Origin of the sequence: Gordonibacter sp. An230, from assembly GCF_002159915.1 — a bacterium.
In the GTDB taxonomy this organism is placed as follows: domain Bacteria; phylum Actinomycetota; class Coriobacteriia; order Coriobacteriales; family Eggerthellaceae; genus Rubneribacter.
The window spans coordinates 136,151-153,377 of record NZ_NFJP01000003.1 but is presented as its reverse complement, the minus strand read 5'-3'; the positions used below and the strand labels follow the sequence as shown (position 1 = coordinate 153,377).

The window sequence follows — 17,227 nt, the reverse complement described above, 5'->3', positions numbered from 1 at the left end:
TGAGCCTGTTGGGCGCAGAGATCGAGGACGAAAGGGCTACGATGGGCGTTTGTGACGATCTGCAGGGAGAATCTGCCGATATAAAACGAAAGTTTCTTGCTAAACATTCTGAGGGGAGCACGCGCCCGCATGGTCGACTGGAAAGCGCGGGTTCATGCGGTCGCCCGGGGGATGCGTGCTCGTGCGGTCGTCCGGAGGGCATGCGGTTGTGCGAGCGTTCCGGACGCTTGATCGTCTTCGATGCGATCGGTGCGGGCCGTGGGCGCGGCGCGGACGGCGAAAGCCGAGGAGCGGGTTTGGAGGGCCGGGGCCGTGCGGCCGACCGCCTGCGAGCTTTTGCGGACTGCGAAGTTGGCGAGGCTTGCACGGGAAGCGAAGGGGAAGCCGCGTTCGCGGAAGGGTTCGGCGCTGGAGACGTGCTGTTCTCGGCGACGCCGCTCGTGAAGCCGTGCACGGGCTGCTTCGGCTGCTGGACGCGCACGCCGGGCGTTTGCGTTCTGCGCGATCATTGCACCGAGATGCCCCGCCTCATGGCGCGCTGCGAGACGTTCGCGTTGGTGAGCCCGCTTGTGTACGGCGGTTTCTCGCATGCGGTGAAGGCGGTGCTCGACCGCGCCATCGGCTATGTGCAGCCGTTCTTCCGCATCGTGGAGGGCGAGATGCACCACGTGCCGCGCTACGAGGGAGGGTTTCGCCTCGAAGCGCACTTCTACGGGCAGTCCTCGGAGCCTGAGCGGGAGTTGGCGCGCCGTCTCGTGCGGGCGAACGCGGTCAACTACTACGCGTCCGCGTTCGAAGTGCGGTTCCATGAAAACCTTGGAGAAGCGAAAGAGGCTCTACGATGAAAGCGACGCTTGTGTGCGGAAGCCCGCGGCGAAAGACGGGCAACTCGGCGTTTCTCCTGGATGCGCTCGCGTGCAAGTTGGAGGGGCGCGCCGAGGTCGAGTTGCGCCACGCCGTTGCTCGGCCATCTGAGGAAAACGAGCGCACGGCCGAGCTCGCGGCGGCATCCGATGCGCTCGTGGTGGCGTTTCCGCTGTACGTGGACGGGGTGCCGGCGAGTCTGTACGAGGCGCTCGAGCGCATCGGCGAGCGCGTGAGGGCCGCGGGGGCGCCGCCAAGGTTGCACCTGGTGGCGAACAACGGGTTCTACGATGCTCGGCAAAACGAGCTCGCCATCGAGATGCTCTGGCTGTGGGGCGATGCTTGCGGCCTTCCGCGCGGCCGCGCCGTGGCTGTTGGAGCGGGGGAGATGTCACAGGTCGCGCCGATGGGGCATGGGCCCTCGAAGAACCTCGGACGCGCCTTCGACCGGTTGGCCGACGATATCGTTGCGGGTCGCGGAGGCGAGACGGTGTTCGTCGAGCCCAACTTCCCCCGCTTCCTCTACCGTTTGAGCGCGCATCGTATGTGGCGCAAGCAGGCGAAGGCAAACGGCCTTGCGTCGTGCGATCTCAAGCGCTGCGCGCCCGATGACTGAGGCGTCCTGCGCGTTCTGACGCCGAACGCGATGTGCCGCGGGCCGCGTGCGCGCTGCGCGCAGCGCGTCGGGACGCGGATCGGGCGGGGGCGCGCATCGGTGCGGAGCGAGCGCGGGCGCGGGATGCGCCGCAATTGGGTCGAGCGGCGCGCGAGAGTTCTGTGCGGGAGATGCGAGGATGCCGTGCGAGCGCGGGGTGCGATGGGACGGCGCGCAGTTTGCGGGGCAACGTGGGGAATGCGGGGATGCGAGGCATGCGCGGATGCGAAGGGGTGCAGAGCGCGGGGTGCATGGCGGCGCGATTCGATGCGGGGCGCGTGGGGACGCGGCGCGAGCATGGGCTTGAACCGGTCTTGCGTGTGCGCGTGGCATCGCCGCCGTGCAGGCGCGCTCCGGGTTTTCCGCCTCGTTTTCGGAAACGGGGTTGACCCTCACGTTGTGTGAGGGTGTAGGCTGTCGCCACGACGTCGGAAAGGAATGCGCGATGAAGCGAAGGGCGTGCGGGGAGCCGGAGGGCCCGAGCCGGAGACAAAGCCGAGGTCGGGACGAAGGCCGGAATCGGGATCGGGGTCTGAGCCGGGATTGCGGTTGCGAATGGGGTCAGGATCGGGGCCAGAGTCCGAGTCGGGGCTGGGGCGACGAAGGGTACACGGTTCGCGAACTGGCCGAGTTGTCGGGATGCACGGTGCGGACGCTGCATCATTACGACGAGTTGGGGCTGGTGCGCGCCCGCCGCGCCGCGAACGGGTACCGTCGCTACGGGCCGGCAGAGGTGGGCAGGCTGCAACAGGTGCTGCTGTACCGCGAGTGCGACATGCCGCTTGCGGACATCAAACGGCTGCTGGACGACCCCTCGTTCGACGCGCGCGGCGCGCTGGCCGGCCACCTGCGCGAGCTGAAGGCGCGCCGCAAGCGCTTGGACGGATTGATCGCGAGCGTGGAGAGGACGCTCGCCTGCACGGAAGGAGCGGATGCGATGAGCGACCGGGAGAGGTTCGAGGCCTTCAAGCAAGGCCTTGTGGAAGACAACGAGCGGCGATACGGCGCCGAGGCGCGAGGACGCTGGGGCGATGCTGCCGTCGACGCGAGCAGCGCGAAGGTGAGGGGCATGACCGAAGGCGACTACGAGCATGCGCAGGCGCTCGAACAGGAGGTGAAAGACGCGCTCGCGGCGGCCCTGCGCACGGGCGATCCGGCGGGCGCGGAGGCCCGCCGCGCCGCCGACCTGCACCGCCAGTGGCTCTGCTGCTTCTGGCAAGACGGCGCGTACTCCAAGGAGGCGCATCGCGGGTTGGCCGAGGCGTACGTGGCCGACGACCGGTTCAAGGCCTATTACGACGCCGTGGCCCCGGGTGCGGCCGAGTTTCTGCGCGATGCCATCCGCGCCTACTGCGCATAAGGGGGCGCCTGCGCTCGCCCCGTCTTCTTCCCGTCACGACGACCTCCCTCCCGCTGCATGCGCGATGGGGGGCGTTGTCGCCCGAAACGGTCGTTTTCCGCGGCAAAACCGACCGTTTCCGGCGACAACGCGAGCCAGGCGGTGCGAAGCAGCCGTTACCGTCCGGCGACCCCGTCGTCTTCCGCGAGGTTCAAGCGGTTGATGCGCTCGGCCAGGTCGGCGCCGCGCTCGTGGAACAGCAGGGCGTCGTTGCGGGCGAAGTAGCGCTCGCAGCCGTGGTCGTTGATGAAGGCCATGCCGAAGCGGCTCGCGGACAGGTCGGTGACGAGCAACAGCGTCTCCCGGCCTTCGCCGAAGGCATCTTCCACGAAGCGAAACGCGTTGTCGAGCGCCGCCGACGCATGCTCGACGCGCGCATCGAGATCATCTGCCATCTCGGCGAAGAGGGCTTTGACGTCGTCGAACGCGATGCCGCGGCCCGGAGTTTCCAGCCGCAGCGCGCGATCGACGAGCGCGAGCGTGCGCTCGTAGGCGACGTATCCCTCGTCGGAGAGCAAACCCGCTTTGCGCTCGGCGTCGAGCCGCGTTTGCAGCGTGGTGGCCTCCTTGCGCAAGAAAGGGAGGATGCCGGTCGCTGCCGCGTCGGGAGCTGTCGCGTTGGCCGCATCCTCTGCCGGATCGCTGCACGCGCAGGACGCTGCCGCCCAGACGGCGAGCGGCACGGAGGCCGAGGTGCGCGCTGCCGCGCTCGGTGGAGGGCCGTCCGCTTGCGCGCATCGGCGTGCGCGCGCTGCCGTGGGCTCCCGCGTCGCTGGCGGTGCCGGGCACCGTGTGCGTCGTCGAGCGCGACAACGCGTGCCGCGGGACGAAGCGCCTGACGCTTCCCGAGGGCCTCGAGGTCGTCGGCGCCCACTGCTTCTGCTCGCGCATCTTCGAAGGGCCCGTGTGCGTGTCGGCCAGCGTGCGCTCCGTCGGTGAGGGCTGCTTCGAGTACGCTGTGTGCCGGCTCGCGCGCACGGGGACGGTCGTCCATGTGCCGGCCGACCAACTGCTGGCGTGCTTCCTGGACGATCCCGCTGACGGCGTTCCCTTCGACTTCGCGCGTTACGACGCGCTGTTGCTCTCGGGAAAGAGTCTGCCTGATCGTCCGGGTGCGCTGCTGCGCCGTCTGGCAGCACCGTACCGTTTGGACGGAGAGGTGCGCGTGGCGCTCGTGTCGCGGCTGCGCGAGCATGAGCGTGCGGCGCAGGAGCGCGTCGCGCGCGAAGGCGATGCGGGGATGGTGCGGGCGCTCGTCGAGGCGGGCTTCATCGACGAGCGCTCTTTCGACCGGCAAGTCGAGCTTTTGCGCGTCTGCAACCGCACCGATTGCGTGGCCTATCTCATGGAACGGCATCGCGGCCAAGGTGGCGGAAGGGCGCGCCCGTCGCGAGGGCGTTTCGCACTGTAGGCCTTGCGGGTTTCGCGGCCGAGCGGCAACGCCCGCCGTGCCTGCTGGTATACTACGAGGCTCCAGGCCGTTTCCTCGAACGGCCCCGTTGCAACCGACGACGCGGGAGGTGCGCGATGATCGACGAGATCCAAGTTGAGAACCTTGCGTTGATCCGCAAGGCCGCGCTCGAGCCGGCGCGCGGCCTCACCGTGCTCACGGGCGAGACCGGCGCGGGCAAGACGGCGCTGCTCTCCGCGCTCAAGCTGCTCATGGGCGAGCGCGCCGACAAGGGAGCCGTCCGCGACGGCGAGGAGGCGTTGTCGGTGGCGGGGCGGTTCTATCTGGCCGCAGCGCCCTCCCAACCTGCGGATGGGCTTTCTGATCGGCCCGACCGGAGCGCGCTGGACGCGCCGAACGCGGCGGACGGCGCGTTGCGCCCCGATGCGGAACGGGAGGTCGTGGCCGTGCGTCGCGTGACGGCCGACGGGCGCTCGCGCGTGACGATCGACGGGCGCATGGCGAGCGTGGGGGAGCTGGCGTCCGAGGTGGCGCCGACGGTGGACCTGTGCGGCCAGCACGAGCACCAGCAGCTCATGAAGCCCGCTGTTCACTTGCGCATGCTCGATGCGTGGGCCGGGCAGTGCATGGCCGGGCCGCGTGCGGCCTACGAGGAGGCGTTCGCGCGGGCGCAGGAAGCTGCCTCGGAATTGGCTCGCGTGCTCGAGGCGGGCGCGGCGTCGTCGGCGAAGTTGGACGAGGCGCGCTTCACGCTCTCGCGCATCGACGCGGTGGACCCGCGCGAAGGCGAGTACGACGAACTTGCGGACGAGTTGGCGAAGGTCGAGAACGCCGAGGCGTTGGCGACGGCCACCGATGCTGCCCATCAGGCGCTTTCAGGGGACGGTGGCGCGCTCGACGCATTGGGGGAGGCCGTTTCGGCACTCGACGGTGCGGCGCGCTACGACGGGGCGCTCGCTTCGCTTGCGAGCTCGCTGCGCGAGGCGGGCTACGTGTTGGAGGACGTTGCCCGCGAGGCGCGCGATTATCGCGATGGCGTGGAGTTCGACCCCGAGGCGCTCGCACAGCGGCAAGAGCGCATGGCTGCGTTGCAAGGCCTTCTGCGTGCGTACGGTCCGCGCATGGCCGACGTTCTGGCGCGTCGTGAGGAGGCGGCCGATCTCGTGTCGCTGGTGGACGACGCCGCCGAGCGCGAACGCGCTGCCCGCCGCGCGCTCGATGCGGCCGAGGAGGCGCTCGCCGATGCGGCCCGCGCCTTGGCGAGCGTGCGCGAGGAGGCGGCGCCCCGGTTCTCGCGGGCCGTCACAGCGCAGATGGCGCGCCTCGAGATGGGCGGGGCGGAGCTTGTGTGCGACGTGCGGCCGCTTGCGCGCGAGCAGTGGACGCGCGCCGGGTCGCAGGCGGTGGAGTTCTTGTTCCGTCCCGGGGCGGGCATGCAGGCGCGCCCGCTTTCGCGCATCGCGTCGGGCGGCGAGGCAAGCCGCGTGACGCTGGCCGCGAAGGTGGTGCTCGGCGCGGTGGACGAGGTGGACACGCTCGTGTTCGACGAAGTGGACGCCGGCGTGGGCGGTTCGACCGCTGTGGCTTTGGCCGACGTGCTGGCCGACCTCGCGCGCACGCACCAGGTGATCGTGGTGACGCACCTTGCGCAGGTGGCTGTGCGCGGCGCGGCGCACTACGTGGTGCGCAAGGCCGAGGGCGATGACGGTATGCCCGAGACCGATCTGCGACGTTTGGCCGAAGAGGAGCGTCCTACCGAGATCGCTCGCATGCTCTCCGGCGACGCCACCGAGGCCTCGCTCGCCCACGCCCGCGAAATGCTGGCGCGGGCGCGGGGGTAGCACATTCCCGCCGCCGTCCTCTACCTGCGACACTCGATGAGTCGCGGAAGCGTGCGAGACAGCGCGAGGCCCGCGATGCCCGCGCCGACGCACAGCGCGAACACGGGCATCGCGGCGTTTGCGAATGACGCGCCGGCAACCGCGCCGCACGCCGCCGACCCCACGGTGCCGCCCAGCCCGCGGAAGAACAGCGCGAGGGAGGTGACCTTGCCCACGTCGCGCGGCTCCACGGCGGTTTGGGCAGCGATGTTGGTCATGGGCATGTTCGCCCCGATGCCGAATCCCAGCACCGCCGACGAGCAGGCGAGCTGCACCATGCCGGTTGCAGGGCCCACGAGGCACAGCAGCAGCGCTCCGATGCCCAGCACGAGGAACCCGACGCGGCTGATGGCGCGCATTCGCCCGTTCGCTCCGAACACCCGCCCCGCCAGCGTGCTGCTCACCACGAGCGCCAGCGTCATGGGGATGGTGGCCAGCGCCGAGGCGGTCGACGTGAGCCCCAGCCCCTCCTGCACGAACCGCGGCTCAAACATCACGCCGACCATCAGGGCGAACTGCGAGCAGAACCCCATCGCCACCGCCCCGTTCACCTGCGCGCGACGGAAGAGCCGCACCGGCACGATGGCGTGATCGCGACGCCGTTCGACCAGCACGAGCGCCGCTATCATGACGCCCGCCAGCGCGAGAAGCCCGAAAAACGGCACGGAGAACCAGGCGAACGCATTGCCGGTCAGGCTGAACGCAAGCGTGAGCGGCACGATGGCGGCAGCTGCGCACACGGCGCCGGGCAGGTCGAACGACCGCTCCGCATGGGTTTGTTTCCCGGGAAGGAACCGCACTGCCAGCACGAGCGCCACGATGCTCAATGGCAGGTTGACGAGGAATATCCAGTGCCAGCCAACCGTGTCGGCGATCAGCCCGCCGGCCAGCGGCCCCGCGATGGAGGCCAAGCCGTACATGGACGAGAGGATGCCCATGTACTTCCCGCGCACGCGCGGCTCGAACAGCTCGGCCATGGCGATGAACACGCCGGCCTCCACGAGGCCCCCGCCCGCACCTTGCACGGCGCGCCACGCCGTGAGCGCGTCGACACCGTTCGACAGCGCGCAACCCGCCGATGCGACGGCGAACACGCTGATGCCGCACGTGAACACCCGCTTGTGGCCGAAGCGCGTCGCGCATGCGCCGCACAGGAGCGTCGCCAGCGTGCAGGTGAGCAAGTAGGAGGTGAACGGCCAGGTGTAGTGGTCGAAGCTGCCCAGACCGGCGGCGATCTTCGGCATGGCGGTGCTCACGATGGTGGCGTCGAGCGCCGCCATGAACAGGCCGAGCGCCAACCCTCCCAACACGGCGGCGGTGGGAAAGGGCTTGCTTTCCGCCTGCGCCCGCCCGTTGCGTCGGGTCGCGCCGCTTGCCGCGCCCTCGAACGCCCTGTTGCGCGCGGCTGCGGCCGATATGCGTGTTCCCGCGTCGAGCGCCTGCTTCCTCAAATCTTGCGCATTCATAATATCTCCTATCTATAATACTACTATTAATGATAGTTAATACCGAAAAAGAAACCGGGTGAACCGGCGTTGCTGCTCAATGGAGATTGGCGTGTCGCCTCTCTTTTCGTTCGCTGCTTTGCGTCTCTTGCCCTCGATCCTGTCCTTTCCTTAGCCCTTGTCTCTCGCTCCTGCCTCCCGCTTCCGGCCTCCGCCTTTGCACCCGGCTTCCATCCCGACTCCCGTCCCTGGTTCCCGCCTTCGTCCTCGTCCCGGTTCCCTATCCCGGTTCCCGCTTTCGCTCTCGTCCAAGCTCCCACGTCCGGCTCCCATCTTCGGCTTCGTCCTAACTCCCGGCTCTCGGCTTCGTCTCCTTGCTGCGCGTGCGGCACTCCGATTCCATTCAGGGTTTTCCCATGGGCACAAACGGGGCATGCGCAATGGGGCTTCCGCCGCAATCCAAAACCAGCGGTGCCTAAGCGCAAGTGCGGATGAGGTGCGCAATGGCTTGACGTTCGCCGGCAAGTACTCAACGCGGTTGAAGTGTGCCGAGGCGCAGGCGCGGATGGGGTGCGCAATGGGCCAGGCGGGCGAGCGCAAAATGTTTCACGTGAAACATTCGTTCGTGTTTTTGCATCAAGCATCGCCGTACAGATCCTTCTCGAACCGCTCGAGGTGCTTCGCGACCAAGCGGTACGTGTCGGCGCACAGCTCCATCGTCGCTCGCGCCTCGAGGCGCTCGTAGGAGGGGATGAGCCCGTCGACACGCTCGGCCGTGTTGCGGTGCGTTTCGATCAGCTCGTCGATGAGCGCGCGGCCGGTTTCCTCGTCCACGAGGCTGATGTTCGCCAAGACGGGCAGGAAGCCGAAGTCGACCCGTGCGGGCAGCGCAGCGGCCTTACCCATGAGCTCGGAGAAGCGCTGCCGCCCCTTGTCCGTGATGGTGTACACCGTCTTCTCGGGCATCTCGCCCTCCTTGACCACGGTGCCGTCGGCGTAACCCTCATCGCACAGGCGGATGACGTTGCGGTACACCGACGGCGAGCTGATGCGTATCCAGCGTCGGATGTTGCGGTCTTCCATCGTCTTATCCATCTCGTACGCGCTCATCGGCCGTTCGATGAGCGCGCCCAAAATCATGATCTCGATCGACGTGCTTGCCATGCTTCTCCTTTCACTACTATCATTGCTAATACTATCATTGATAGTAAAAAAGGCAAGGGGATTCTGGCGATCAATGCGCGTTTGCTCGAGGACGGAAGGGGATGGAAGCTGGTCTCGGGCTATGCCCTTTTCACCTTTCCGTTGTCGGGTGAACATACGCTTGCTCGACGATGATGCATGGCGGGTGTTAGTAGAGGTCGGCGGACGTCGGGGTGGGCAGACCGACGGCTGAATTCGGCGGCGTATGTCAGCCGAGGACACGGCCGTCGGATGGTCGGGATTGGCGGCTCGTTGGCCGAAGACGGAGGACGTGAGTTCGTGCGCTGGCGGCATGCGGTGGGCATCGGGAGGTTGATGCTGGCGAGCGCTGGGCTACTAGGGGCGGGCGCTGGACGGCCGGTGCTTGCAGGTGCTGAGCGGCCGCGGTGGGCGGTTATCGTGCTGCCGAGGCTAACGAGCGTCGAGGGGGAGGGGTCCGTACGCTTTCATGGCGGTGAGAAGATGCCCGCCCACCTCGGCGGCTTTCTGTTTGTCGCTGTCGATGTAGCGCGCCATCGTGGCGAAGAAACCGCCGATCACGAATGTGAGCAGGATCTCTCCCCGCCCATCGTCCTCGAACGAGAACGCTTCCCGTAGCCGTTCGTCCATGCGGGCGGTGAGATGGTCGATAAAGATGGGCACGAGGTCGTTTGCTGCGAGCGGATCCGTTCGACTGCGCAGCAGATCGAAGTCGTCCACGAAACGCCGCATGAAAAAGGCAGGATCGGAAAAGAATGCCTCAAGATAGTCCATGCCGTTTGCGACCTCGTCGGCCTCCCGGCGCGCATAGGCTCCGGCCAGATCGTACACGTCGCGATAATGCAGGTAGAACGTGGCCTTGTTGATGTCGGCGGCCTTCGCCAATGCCGTCACCGATATCTTGTCGATCGGCCGTGCGGCAAGCGCCTCCCCGAACGCCGCCATCAGGTTGCGCTCGGTGCGCTGCCAGCGCATGTCCATCTTCGCCATTTCTCCACCATTTTCTCGACGGTTTTCCGCGAAGCGTCGCATATCAGACCGATTCGGGGAATCTGCTGGTTGCCTGTTTTCGCGGTCATTCATAGACTACCCTGCTATTCGATGTTCGTCAATTATTCGACGTATGACGCTATTATGCGCAGGTCGGAGCAGGCCGTCGATCTATGACACGATGCGGCCTTCTCCATGAGATGGGAAGGAGCGAAATGAAAAAGGGTGCGATGGGGAAAATTGCGATGGATGAAGGCGCGCGCGAGGCAGCTGCAAGTTCGGGCAGTCCGGTCGCCTCGGCTGCCGTGCCCGCGCAAGAAGGTCATCATCTCGATAAGCGCAGCATCGTCTTCGTGTTCGCCGGGTTGATGACCTCGATGTTCGTGGGATCGCTCGATCAGACCATCGTGTCCACCGCGCTGCCCACCATCGCGGGGGACTTGGGCGGCGTGGATCATATGGCCTGGGTGACCACGGCGTATCTGCTGTGCAGCACCATCACGATGCCTATCTACGGCAAGCTGGGCGATTTGTACGGGCGCAAGCGCCTCTTCTGCGGATGCCTCGTGTTCTTTGTGGCGGGCTCGGTGGTCTGCGCGCTGTCGGATACCATGCTCGGTTTGATCGTTGGTCGTGCTATCCAAGGGCTGGGTGGCGGCGGGCAGATGATCCTCTCCCAGGCCATCATCGCCGACATCTTCCCCCCGCGCGAGCGCGGCAAATACATGGGCGTTATGGGCGCTGCCTTTGGTGTGAGTGCGGTTCTGGGGCCGCTACTGGGCGGGTGGCTTACCGAAGGCATCTCGTGGCACTGGTGCTTCTGGATCAATGTGCCGCTGGGGGTGTTCGCGTTTGCGATGGCGGCGAGGTTCTTGCCGCACCGGGCGCATCCCCATCGCAGCTTGTCGGCCATCGACGTGCCCGGGGCGTTTTCGATGGCGCTTGCCACGGCGTGCGTCATCCTCGTCATATCGTGGGGCGGCGGCACGTATGCGTGGGACTCTCCCGTCATCGTGGGGCTCATCGCGGTGGGCGTTGTCGCCATCGTGACGTTCGTTTTGGTCGAGCGGCGTGCTGCGGAGCCGCTCATTCCACTGGGATTTTTCCGCAATCGCAACTACCTCATATGCACGGTGGCAGGATTGTGCGTGATGGTGGGCATGATGGGCGTCATATCCTACGTGCCCACATACTTCCAGATCGTCGACGGGCTTTCAGCCACGGTGGCGGGGTACATGACCGTGCCCATGATGGCGGGCATGATGATCACTTCGACGGTGATGGGGTTCGTGGCCAGCAGAACCGGTCGTGTGAAGTGGATGCCGCTAGCGGGTTGCGCGGTCATGACGGTAGCGCTCGTGGCGCTGTCGGGCGTTTCGGTGGACACGTCGCTTTGGGTGATGGGGCTTCTGCTGTTCGCGCTGGGCTTCGGCATAGGGCTGGGGCAGCAGATCCTTGTGCTTGTCGTGCAGAACGAGTTCCCCGCGGCGGTGGTGGGTGCGGCCACGGCGTCGAACAACTTCTTCCGTGAGATCGGCGCGACGCTGGGTGCGAGTCTCATCGGCACGCTGTTCACGTCGAATCTGGCCGACCGGCTTGCGGAGAATCTGGCGGCGGTCGGCGCGGATGCGGCGCTGGCGCTGGGAGCCGACGCGGCGTCTATTACGCCCGCGCTTGTGCGCTCGCTCGACGCGCCGGTGCAGACTGCGGTGCAGGCCGCCTACAACGACGCGTTGGCGCCGGTGTTCCTGGTCATCGCGCCGCTTACGGCGGGCGCGTTTCTCCTGCTGCTGTTTCTGAAAGAGCGCCCGCTTGCTCCGACGCTCGAAGGATCGGGCCACATGGGCGACTGAGCGGACGATCCCCTGCCGCTGACCCCGTATGGACGTAGCGAGGCGGCGCGCGGCCCTTGGCTTCACCCATGCGGCCGCGTTTTCGCCTTGCATGCGAATGATCCTTCTAAAGGGCTTTTGGACTTTCTGGTCCTTCGCGGACAAGCGAGTCTCGCACTCGATCCGAACGGTGTCGTATCCGGATGCGCGCACCATATCGGAGACGGCGTTTGCGCTGGCTACCGCCTGCAGGGCTTCGCCCTTTCCGATGTCCGATGCATCGGTGTAGCGTGCCGCCACGGCATGGACGGCGATGTTCGACGCGGCCGTGATGGATTCCGGAGTCGGTGCGACCCACCCCTTTTCGGCCGCTTCGGCAAGAAGGTCGTCCACCGCGTGCGTTTTTCGGGGGCGCTGTGGCGTTTTGGGCGCACCCCCCATGATCTTTTCTACCATCTGCTGGGAGTGGAAGGCTATGGCTTCGGTGTGTATGCCGACATCGGGCAGAAGGGCTTCGACAGCAAGTTTGTCCTTGTAGGCTGCGTACAAAAGCCTCGGTAGCTCTCACCCATATATCCTCACCCCTTCCTCGGCCACGCGGACTTCGATCTTCCAGAAATCCTTGCTGCGTTTTCGAAGAGGGTTCGCGGGGCTGCCAGTACATCGCGTGGCTGGGGCATCCGCAAAAGCGCCTCGCGCGCTTTTCCCGCGCAAGCGAGCGGGCGCAGAGTCTCGTCGCTGGCGATCGCATAGATGTCCACATCGCTGCTTGGTCCTTCCTCGCCGCGCGCGTAAGATCTGAAGTTATAGATGGAATCGGTCGGCGCGGCCTCGGCCACGCTGTCCGCGATTCTTGAGATGATGCTGTCGGGGAGGTTGATTTTGCCGTCGCTCATTTTCCGCCTCCGCTTTTCATCGGGTTTGCCGCTGCAGGCGTTTTGGTGAGCAGGGTTCCCGGCATATCGAAAGCGCATCCGCATTTCATCGTGCAGATTTCGCGCAAAGCGCCCGCATCGCTTGCATTGTGCCCTACCGCGCAGTGCCGACAGGCGGCGCGCGTTGCGGGCGTTGCGAGATGGCGCGTGGTGCGGCGGCTGGGGCGCAAGCGGGCGTGTCGGGGCGTTTGCGAAAAGGGCGCGAAGCGGAAAAGTGTGAAAGCCCCCTTGACAACCCTCCGCTCCTTTGTGCTAGAGTACGCGTCACAACTTCATACCTTGAAACCGATGAGGCGAGAGTCAAGCCGTCATGGGCACTCACAGAGAGCGGGCGCAGCTGGGATTCCCGTAGGAAGCCGGACGGTAAATGGTTCGCCGAGGGAAAGGGGAAAGGAAGGCCGAAGCGGCGCGTAGGCGCAGCGAAGGCCGACCGAGTATCTGGACCGTGAGCCCGCGTGAGAGGCAGAGCATGTGTTGGCATGTTCGTGAGAGGGTTCTGCACACGCAGGACCAATAAAGGTGGCACCGCAGGTCAAAAGCCTGTCCTTTATCGTAAAGGACAGGCTTTTTTGTTTGCCGACCCTTCGGGATGGCAAACGGGCCGGGTTTCGTCGCTCTGCTAGGCGACGGCCCTGGTGATACTGCGGCTTTCCGTGGCACCTGGTCTCGCGGCGATGCCGGAGGTTCGCGCACCAAGGTGCTGCGCCTCCGTCGTCCTCGCGGTGGCGACCGCTGCGGGAGTCTGTGCTGACTTTGTTGGGCTTGCGAGATAGAAACGATCCTCATCCCGAGTTCGTGCCGGCAGAAAGGAAAGTCCGGGGACGGACGATGACCGGCGGGAAGGCCGCCAAGGAAGGAATGAGGATCATGGCAGGGAAGACCGAGATCAAAACCGCGGCGAGTGCGGCGAACGCGTTCCATACGGCAGCGGCGACGGGTGCGACGGACGCCGCGCGCACAGGGGCGACGGACGCCGCGCGCACGGTGGGACTGACGGGAGCCGCATGCGCGCATGCGCCGGGCGCGGCGGCCCCGGCTTCTCGTGCGGCAAACGTTTCGTATGCGGCGGGTGCGCCCCGCGCGGTTGGCGCGGCGCGCCAAGCGGCCCCGCGCACGGTGGCCGCCGCCTCGCGGCGCGAGGGGCTTTCCATCCGCGACATCATCCTGGTGGCCGTTCTGCTGGCGGCGGGCGCGGTGCTGAAGCTCACCGTGGGGTCGCTTCTGTCGTCGATGGGCATGAAGCCCAACTTCATCATCGCGATGTACTGCCTCGCCATCATCCTCGTGCGGCCCACGGTGGCGCAGTCGCTTGCCATCGGGCTTCTGGCCGGGCTCGTGTGCCAGGTGCCGATGCTCAACGCCACGCCCCTTCTGAACATCCCCTCCGAGCTTCTGGGTGCGCTTGCGTGCGGCCTGCTCATCAAGGTGCCGATGCGCATCGGCGGCAAGCTCGACCTCAACCCGCTTGCGAACACGTTCGTCTCCACGCTCGTCTCCGGCGGCGCGTTCGCGTTTTTGTCCGTCTACATCAACGTGATGTCCACCGGCGGCGATCTCATGGTGGCGTTAGCCGCCTACGTGGCCATCGTGCTGGGCACCGCTGCTTTCAACGCCGCTCTCGTGCAGGTGCTGGCGATGCCGCTGAAGAAGGTGCTGGAGCGCTAAGGCATCGTCGCAGGGCGAGGTGGCGGCACGGCAGCTGCTGGGGTGGTCGCGGCGTTCGCCTTTGCCCTCATCTCGCGCCCGCGCGGTCCTGTGCTGATGGTCGATGAAAAGCGTGCTGTTCGAGCGTGCGGTGCGACTGGTTGACGAATCGTCGGCTTGTCGGCCGGTTGCTGAGCGGCGGGGCGCGAGGTGGTCGAGCGCTTCCGATGCCTTGCCGGGCGGAGGTCGCACCGCAGCCCGCGGCCCGGCTTTCCCGGATGCTATCGCGTGAGGTGCGTCGGTTCGCGCAAGGGGGCGCAAAGCGTTGCGTCGTCCTCGCCGCTGTCGCAAACGATCTGCAAGGAGGAGCTTTCATGATACGGATCACCGATTTCTCATTCCGCTACCGGGAGGGGGCGGCCCCGGCGGTGAGCGGGGTGAGCCTCGCCATCGGACGCGGGGAGTTCGTGGGCGTCACCGGGGCGGCCGGGTCGGGCAAATCGACGCTCGCCTACGCGATGAACGGCATCGTTCCGCACTGCTATCCGGGCGACTTCTACGGCAGCGTAGAGGTGGACGGGATGGACACGTGCGAGGCGGCGCTCACCGACGTGTCGTGCGTGGTGGGCAGCGTGTGCCAGGACGTGGAGAGCCAGTTCGTGACGTCGGTGGTGGAAGACGAGGTGCTCTACGGGCTGGAGAACTTCGCCGTGCCGCGCGGCGAGATCGAAAGCCGCCTGACCCGGGCGTTGGCCGACATGGGCATAGCGGATCTGCGGGAGCGCGCCATCGCGTCGCTGTCGGGAGGGCAGAAGCAGAAGGTGGCCATCGCGTCGGTCTTGGCGCTGCGTCCCAAGGTGCTCGTGCTGGACGAGCCCACCGCAGAGCTGGACCCCGCCAGCTCGCTAAGCGTGTTCGACCTGCTGGCGCGCTATGCGCGGCAGCACGGCACCGCCGTCGTGGTGGTGGAGCAGAAGATCGCGCTGCTCGCGCGCTACGCCGATGCGCTCGTCGTCATGGAGGAGGGCCGCATCCGCTTCGCCGACGCCCCGGCGGCGGTGCTGTCACACGATGAGGAGCTGGTGCGCATCGGCGTGGGCTGCCCGCGCTCCACCACGCTCGTGAACCGGCTGCGCGCGGCGGGCGTGTGCAGCGGGCGGGCGGCGCGCACGGTGCGCGAGGCGTGCGATGTGGTGAAGGAGGCGGTGGCGTGATCGAGTTCAAGGACGTGCGCGCCTCCTACGAGCGCTCGCTGCCCATCCTGAAGGGCGTGAGCTTCGCCATTCGCGACGGGGAGTTCGTCGCGTTCGCAGGCACGAACGGCGCGGGCAAGTCCACGGCGATGCGCCTCGTGAACGGCCTGTTGAAACCCGATGCGGGGGAGGTGCTCATCGACGGCGTGCCCACGACTGCGCTGCGTACGAGCGAGCTTGCGCGGCGCGTGGGCTTCCTCTTCCAAAACCCCGACCGGCAGATATGCTGCTCCACCGTGCGCGAGGAGCTGCTGTTCGGCTTCAGGGCGCTCGGGGCTGCGGACGCGGATGCCGAGGCGCGCGTGGACGCGGTCATCGAGGAGTTCGGCTTCGCGCCCGATGACGACCCGTTTCTTCTGAACCGCGGCGCGCGGCAGCTTCTGGCGCTTGCCTCGGTTGCCGTCCTGGAGCCGTCCGTGCTGGTGCTGGACGAGCCCACTACGGGGCTGGATTTCCGCGAGTGCGAGAAGGTGATGGGCATCGTCCGCGGGATCCATGCGCGCGGCGCCACCGTCGTCATGGTGTGCCACGACATGGAGGTGGTGGCCGACTACGCGAAGCGCTGCATCGTGATGAGCGACGGGCGGGTGGTGGCCGACGGCCCGGTGTTCGAGGTGCTGCGCGATCACGCCGTGCTTGGGCGCGCCTCGCTCGTGCCGCCGCAGATCGTGGACATCTCCCTTGTGCTGGCGGCGGAAAGCCCCCGGCTGGCGGGGACGCCCGTGGCGCGGGCGAACACGGTGGAGGAGATGGTGGAGGCCGTTGCGGCGGAGGCCGGACGCGCGGGCGCGGGTGCGGGCGAGGTTGCGGGAGAGGCGGGGGTCGCCGCTGCGGGCGGGGCCGCAGGCGAAGGCGCGCGCCGCGGACATTGCGCGAGCGTTCGCGCATCGAAGTCGAGGAGGGTGCCATGAGCTCGTTTTTGGAATATGTTCCCGGTGACAGCATGCTGCATCGCCTGAACCCGGTCGCCAAACTGGGTGCGGCGGCCCTGTTCGCCGTCGCGTGCTTCTGCTCGGGCAGCCTTGCGTTTCTGGCGGTGCTGCTGGCGGCAGGGTTTTTGCTGGCGGCATCGTGCGGCATGGTGCGTCAGACGCTTGGGCTGGCGCGGGCCGTGCTGGCGTTCTCGCTCGTGTTGGCGGTGGTACAGCTGCTCACCACGCCCGCCGGCGCGCAGTTGGCGCCGCTGCCGTGGGGCTATATCGGCACGGGCGGCCTGCTGGCGGCGCTCACCACCGTCGTGCGCCTCGTGGCGGCGGCCATCCCGCTGTTCCTCGTGTTCTACGCGACGAAGTTGAACGATCTTACGAACGCCGCGGTGAAAGTGCTGCGCGTGCCGTACCGCTACGCGTTCGCCTTCACGTCCACCGTGCGTTTCATCCCCGTGTTCATGAACGACATGAAGGGCATCATGGAGGCCCAGACAGCGCGTGGCGTGGAGTTCGACACGGGCGGCATGGTGAAGAAGGCGCGGCTCATGGTGCCGCTGTGTGTGCCGCTTCTGGTGTCGTCGGTGCGCAAGACGAACAGCGCCGCCATCGCCGCCGAGGTGCGCGGCTTCAACCTGCGTACCGTCGACAGCGGCTACAAGGGCTACCCGCTCGCGGTGCGCGATGTGGCGGCTCTGGCGGCGTGCGCGCTTTTGGTGGCGGTTTCCGTGGCGTTGGGGGCGGCGGGGTAAGGAGTCTGCGAATTATGGGATGCCTTGAGCATGTTATCGGTTAGAATACAAAGAAAGAC

The 17,227-nt window shown here is 66.9% G+C and carries 15 protein-coding genes and 1 pseudogene; 10 read left to right on the top strand and 6 right to left on the bottom strand.

Going from position 1 to position 17,227, the window contains the following annotated elements:
* The first annotated feature begins 296 nt into the window (after positions 1 to 296).
* The 3 genes from B5F40_RS02790 to B5F40_RS02780 all read left to right on the top strand — a co-directional run bounded on the left by B5F40_RS02790 (position 297) and on the right by B5F40_RS02780 (position 2,879).
* Positions 297 to 845, top strand: a complete 549-nt coding sequence (locus tag B5F40_RS02790) for a flavodoxin family protein (RefSeq protein ID WP_140396392.1) — start codon at positions 297 to 299, stop codon at positions 843 to 845.
* Positions 842 to 1,480, top strand: a complete 639-nt coding sequence (locus B5F40_RS02785; RefSeq protein ID WP_087192851.1) for an NAD(P)H-dependent oxidoreductase — start codon at positions 842 to 844, stop codon at positions 1,478 to 1,480. Before B5F40_RS02790 ends, B5F40_RS02785 begins: the two co-directional genes overlap by 4 nt.
* Positions 1,481 to 1,964: 484 nt before the next feature.
* Positions 1,965 to 2,879, top strand: a complete 915-nt coding sequence (locus tag B5F40_RS02780; protein WP_087192850.1) for a MerR family transcriptional regulator — start codon at positions 1,965 to 1,967, stop codon at positions 2,877 to 2,879.
* A gap of 155 nt (positions 2,880 to 3,034) precedes the next feature.
* Here B5F40_RS02780 and B5F40_RS02775 read toward each other — a convergent pair whose 3' ends face one another.
* Positions 3,035 to 3,601, bottom strand: coding sequence for a hypothetical protein (locus tag B5F40_RS02775; protein ID WP_239442872.1), 567 nt, complete (start codon positions 3,599 to 3,601; stop codon positions 3,035 to 3,037).
* 29 nt (positions 3,602 to 3,630) lie between these two features.
* On the opposite strand from B5F40_RS02775, the gene B5F40_RS02770 reads away from it, so the two are divergent.
* Positions 3,631 to 4,329 (top strand): hypothetical protein, encoded by a 699-nt coding sequence (locus tag B5F40_RS02770; RefSeq protein ID WP_087192849.1) that lies wholly within the window; start codon positions 3,631 to 3,633, stop codon positions 4,327 to 4,329.
* 116 nt (positions 4,330 to 4,445) lie between these two features.
* Positions 4,446 to 6,170 (top strand): DNA repair protein RecN, encoded by a 1,725-nt coding sequence (gene recN / locus B5F40_RS02765; RefSeq protein WP_087192848.1) that lies wholly within the window; start codon positions 4,446 to 4,448, stop codon positions 6,168 to 6,170.
* Between the two features lie 20 nt (positions 6,171 to 6,190).
* Here recN and B5F40_RS02760 read toward each other — a convergent pair whose 3' ends face one another.
* From B5F40_RS02760 to B5F40_RS02750, 3 genes are all read right to left on the bottom strand, one after another.
* Positions 6,191 to 7,675 carry an MFS transporter gene (locus tag B5F40_RS02760; RefSeq protein ID WP_087192847.1) on the bottom strand — a complete coding sequence of 495 codons (1,485 nt, stop codon included), beginning with the start codon at positions 7,673 to 7,675 and terminating at the stop codon, positions 6,191 to 6,193.
* Between the two features lie 615 nt (positions 7,676 to 8,290).
* On the bottom strand, positions 8,291 to 8,818 hold the full coding sequence (locus tag B5F40_RS02755; RefSeq protein ID WP_087192846.1) for a PadR family transcriptional regulator: 528 nt from the start codon (positions 8,816 to 8,818) through the stop codon (positions 8,291 to 8,293).
* Positions 8,819 to 9,268: 450 nt separating this feature from the next.
* A complete protein-coding gene (locus B5F40_RS02750) occupies positions 9,269 to 9,826 on the bottom strand; it encodes a TetR/AcrR family transcriptional regulator (protein WP_087192845.1) in 558 nt (185 codons plus the stop codon).
* 215 nt (positions 9,827 to 10,041) lie between these two features.
* On the opposite strand from B5F40_RS02750, the gene B5F40_RS02745 reads away from it, so the two are divergent.
* The gene (locus B5F40_RS02745; RefSeq protein WP_204217302.1) at positions 10,042 to 11,679 is read left to right on the top strand and encodes an MDR family MFS transporter; all 1,638 of its coding nucleotides are present in this window, start codon (positions 10,042 to 10,044) and stop codon (positions 11,677 to 11,679) included.
* A 198-nt stretch (positions 11,680 to 11,877) separates the two neighbouring features.
* Here B5F40_RS02745 and B5F40_RS16920 read toward each other — a convergent pair.
* Both B5F40_RS16920 and B5F40_RS02735 read right to left on the bottom strand, forming a co-directional pair.
* Positions 11,878 to 12,207 (bottom strand): annotated as a pseudogene (locus B5F40_RS16920) (HEPN domain-containing protein); the annotation flags it as partial.
* A gap of 29 nt (positions 12,208 to 12,236) precedes the next feature.
* Positions 12,237 to 12,554 carry a nucleotidyltransferase domain-containing protein gene (locus B5F40_RS02735; RefSeq protein ID WP_087192844.1) on the bottom strand — a complete coding sequence of 106 codons (318 nt, stop codon included), beginning with the start codon at positions 12,552 to 12,554 and terminating at the stop codon, positions 12,237 to 12,239.
* Positions 12,555 to 13,460: 906 nt separating this feature from the next.
* On the opposite strand from B5F40_RS02735, the gene B5F40_RS02730 reads away from it, so the two are divergent.
* The 4 genes from B5F40_RS02730 to B5F40_RS02715 all read left to right on the top strand — a co-directional run bounded on the left by B5F40_RS02730 (position 13,461) and on the right by B5F40_RS02715 (position 17,168).
* Positions 13,461 to 14,258, top strand: coding sequence for a tryptophan transporter (locus B5F40_RS02730; protein WP_239442871.1), 798 nt, complete (start codon positions 13,461 to 13,463; stop codon positions 14,256 to 14,258).
* A gap of 353 nt (positions 14,259 to 14,611) precedes the next feature.
* Positions 14,612 to 15,451 carry an energy-coupling factor ABC transporter ATP-binding protein gene (locus tag B5F40_RS02725; protein WP_087192843.1) on the top strand — a complete coding sequence of 280 codons (840 nt, stop codon included), beginning with the start codon at positions 14,612 to 14,614 and terminating at the stop codon, positions 15,449 to 15,451.
* Complete coding sequence (locus B5F40_RS02720) at positions 15,448 to 16,401, top strand: energy-coupling factor ABC transporter ATP-binding protein (RefSeq protein WP_087192842.1); 954 nt, start codon at positions 15,448 to 15,450, stop codon at positions 16,399 to 16,401. The genes B5F40_RS02725 and B5F40_RS02720 overlap by 4 nt, the downstream gene beginning before the upstream one ends.
* Positions 16,398 to 17,168, top strand: coding sequence for an energy-coupling factor transporter transmembrane component T family protein (locus B5F40_RS02715; protein ID WP_087192892.1), 771 nt, complete (start codon positions 16,398 to 16,400; stop codon positions 17,166 to 17,168). Before B5F40_RS02720 ends, B5F40_RS02715 begins: the two co-directional genes overlap by 4 nt.
* Positions 17,169 to 17,227 lie beyond the last annotated feature (59 nt).

Excerpts from the sequence above, each read along its gene's own strand:
- B5F40_RS02785 (WP_087192851.1), top strand. The coding sequence starts at position 842 with ATGAAAGCGACGCTTGTGTGCGGAAGCCCGCGGCGAAAGACGGGCAAC.
- B5F40_RS02780 (WP_087192850.1), top strand. The coding sequence starts at position 1,965 with ATGAAGCGAAGGGCGTGCGGGGAGCCGGAGGGCCCGAGCCGGAGACAA.
- recN (WP_087192848.1), top strand. The coding sequence starts at position 4,446 with ATGATCGACGAGATCCAAGTTGAGAACCTTGCGTTGATCCGCAAGGCC.
- B5F40_RS02760 (WP_087192847.1), bottom strand. The coding sequence starts at position 7,675 with ATGAATGCGCAAGATTTGAGGAAGCAGGCGCTCGACGCGGGAACACGC.
- B5F40_RS02755 (WP_087192846.1), bottom strand. The coding sequence starts at position 8,818 with ATGGCAAGCACGTCGATCGAGATCATGATTTTGGGCGCGCTCATCGAA.
- B5F40_RS02750 (WP_087192845.1), bottom strand. The coding sequence starts at position 9,826 with ATGGCGAAGATGGACATGCGCTGGCAGCGCACCGAGCGCAACCTGATG.
- B5F40_RS02745 (WP_204217302.1), top strand. The coding sequence starts at position 10,042 with ATGAAAAAGGGTGCGATGGGGAAAATTGCGATGGATGAAGGCGCGCGC.
- B5F40_RS02735 (WP_087192844.1), bottom strand. The coding sequence starts at position 12,554 with ATGAGCGACGGCAAAATCAACCTCCCCGACAGCATCATCTCAAGAATC.
- B5F40_RS02730 (WP_239442871.1), top strand. The coding sequence starts at position 13,461 with ATGGCAGGGAAGACCGAGATCAAAACCGCGGCGAGTGCGGCGAACGCG.
- B5F40_RS02725 (WP_087192843.1), top strand. The coding sequence starts at position 14,612 with ATGATACGGATCACCGATTTCTCATTCCGCTACCGGGAGGGGGCGGCC.
- B5F40_RS02715 (WP_087192892.1), top strand. The coding sequence starts at position 16,398 with ATGAGCTCGTTTTTGGAATATGTTCCCGGTGACAGCATGCTGCATCGC.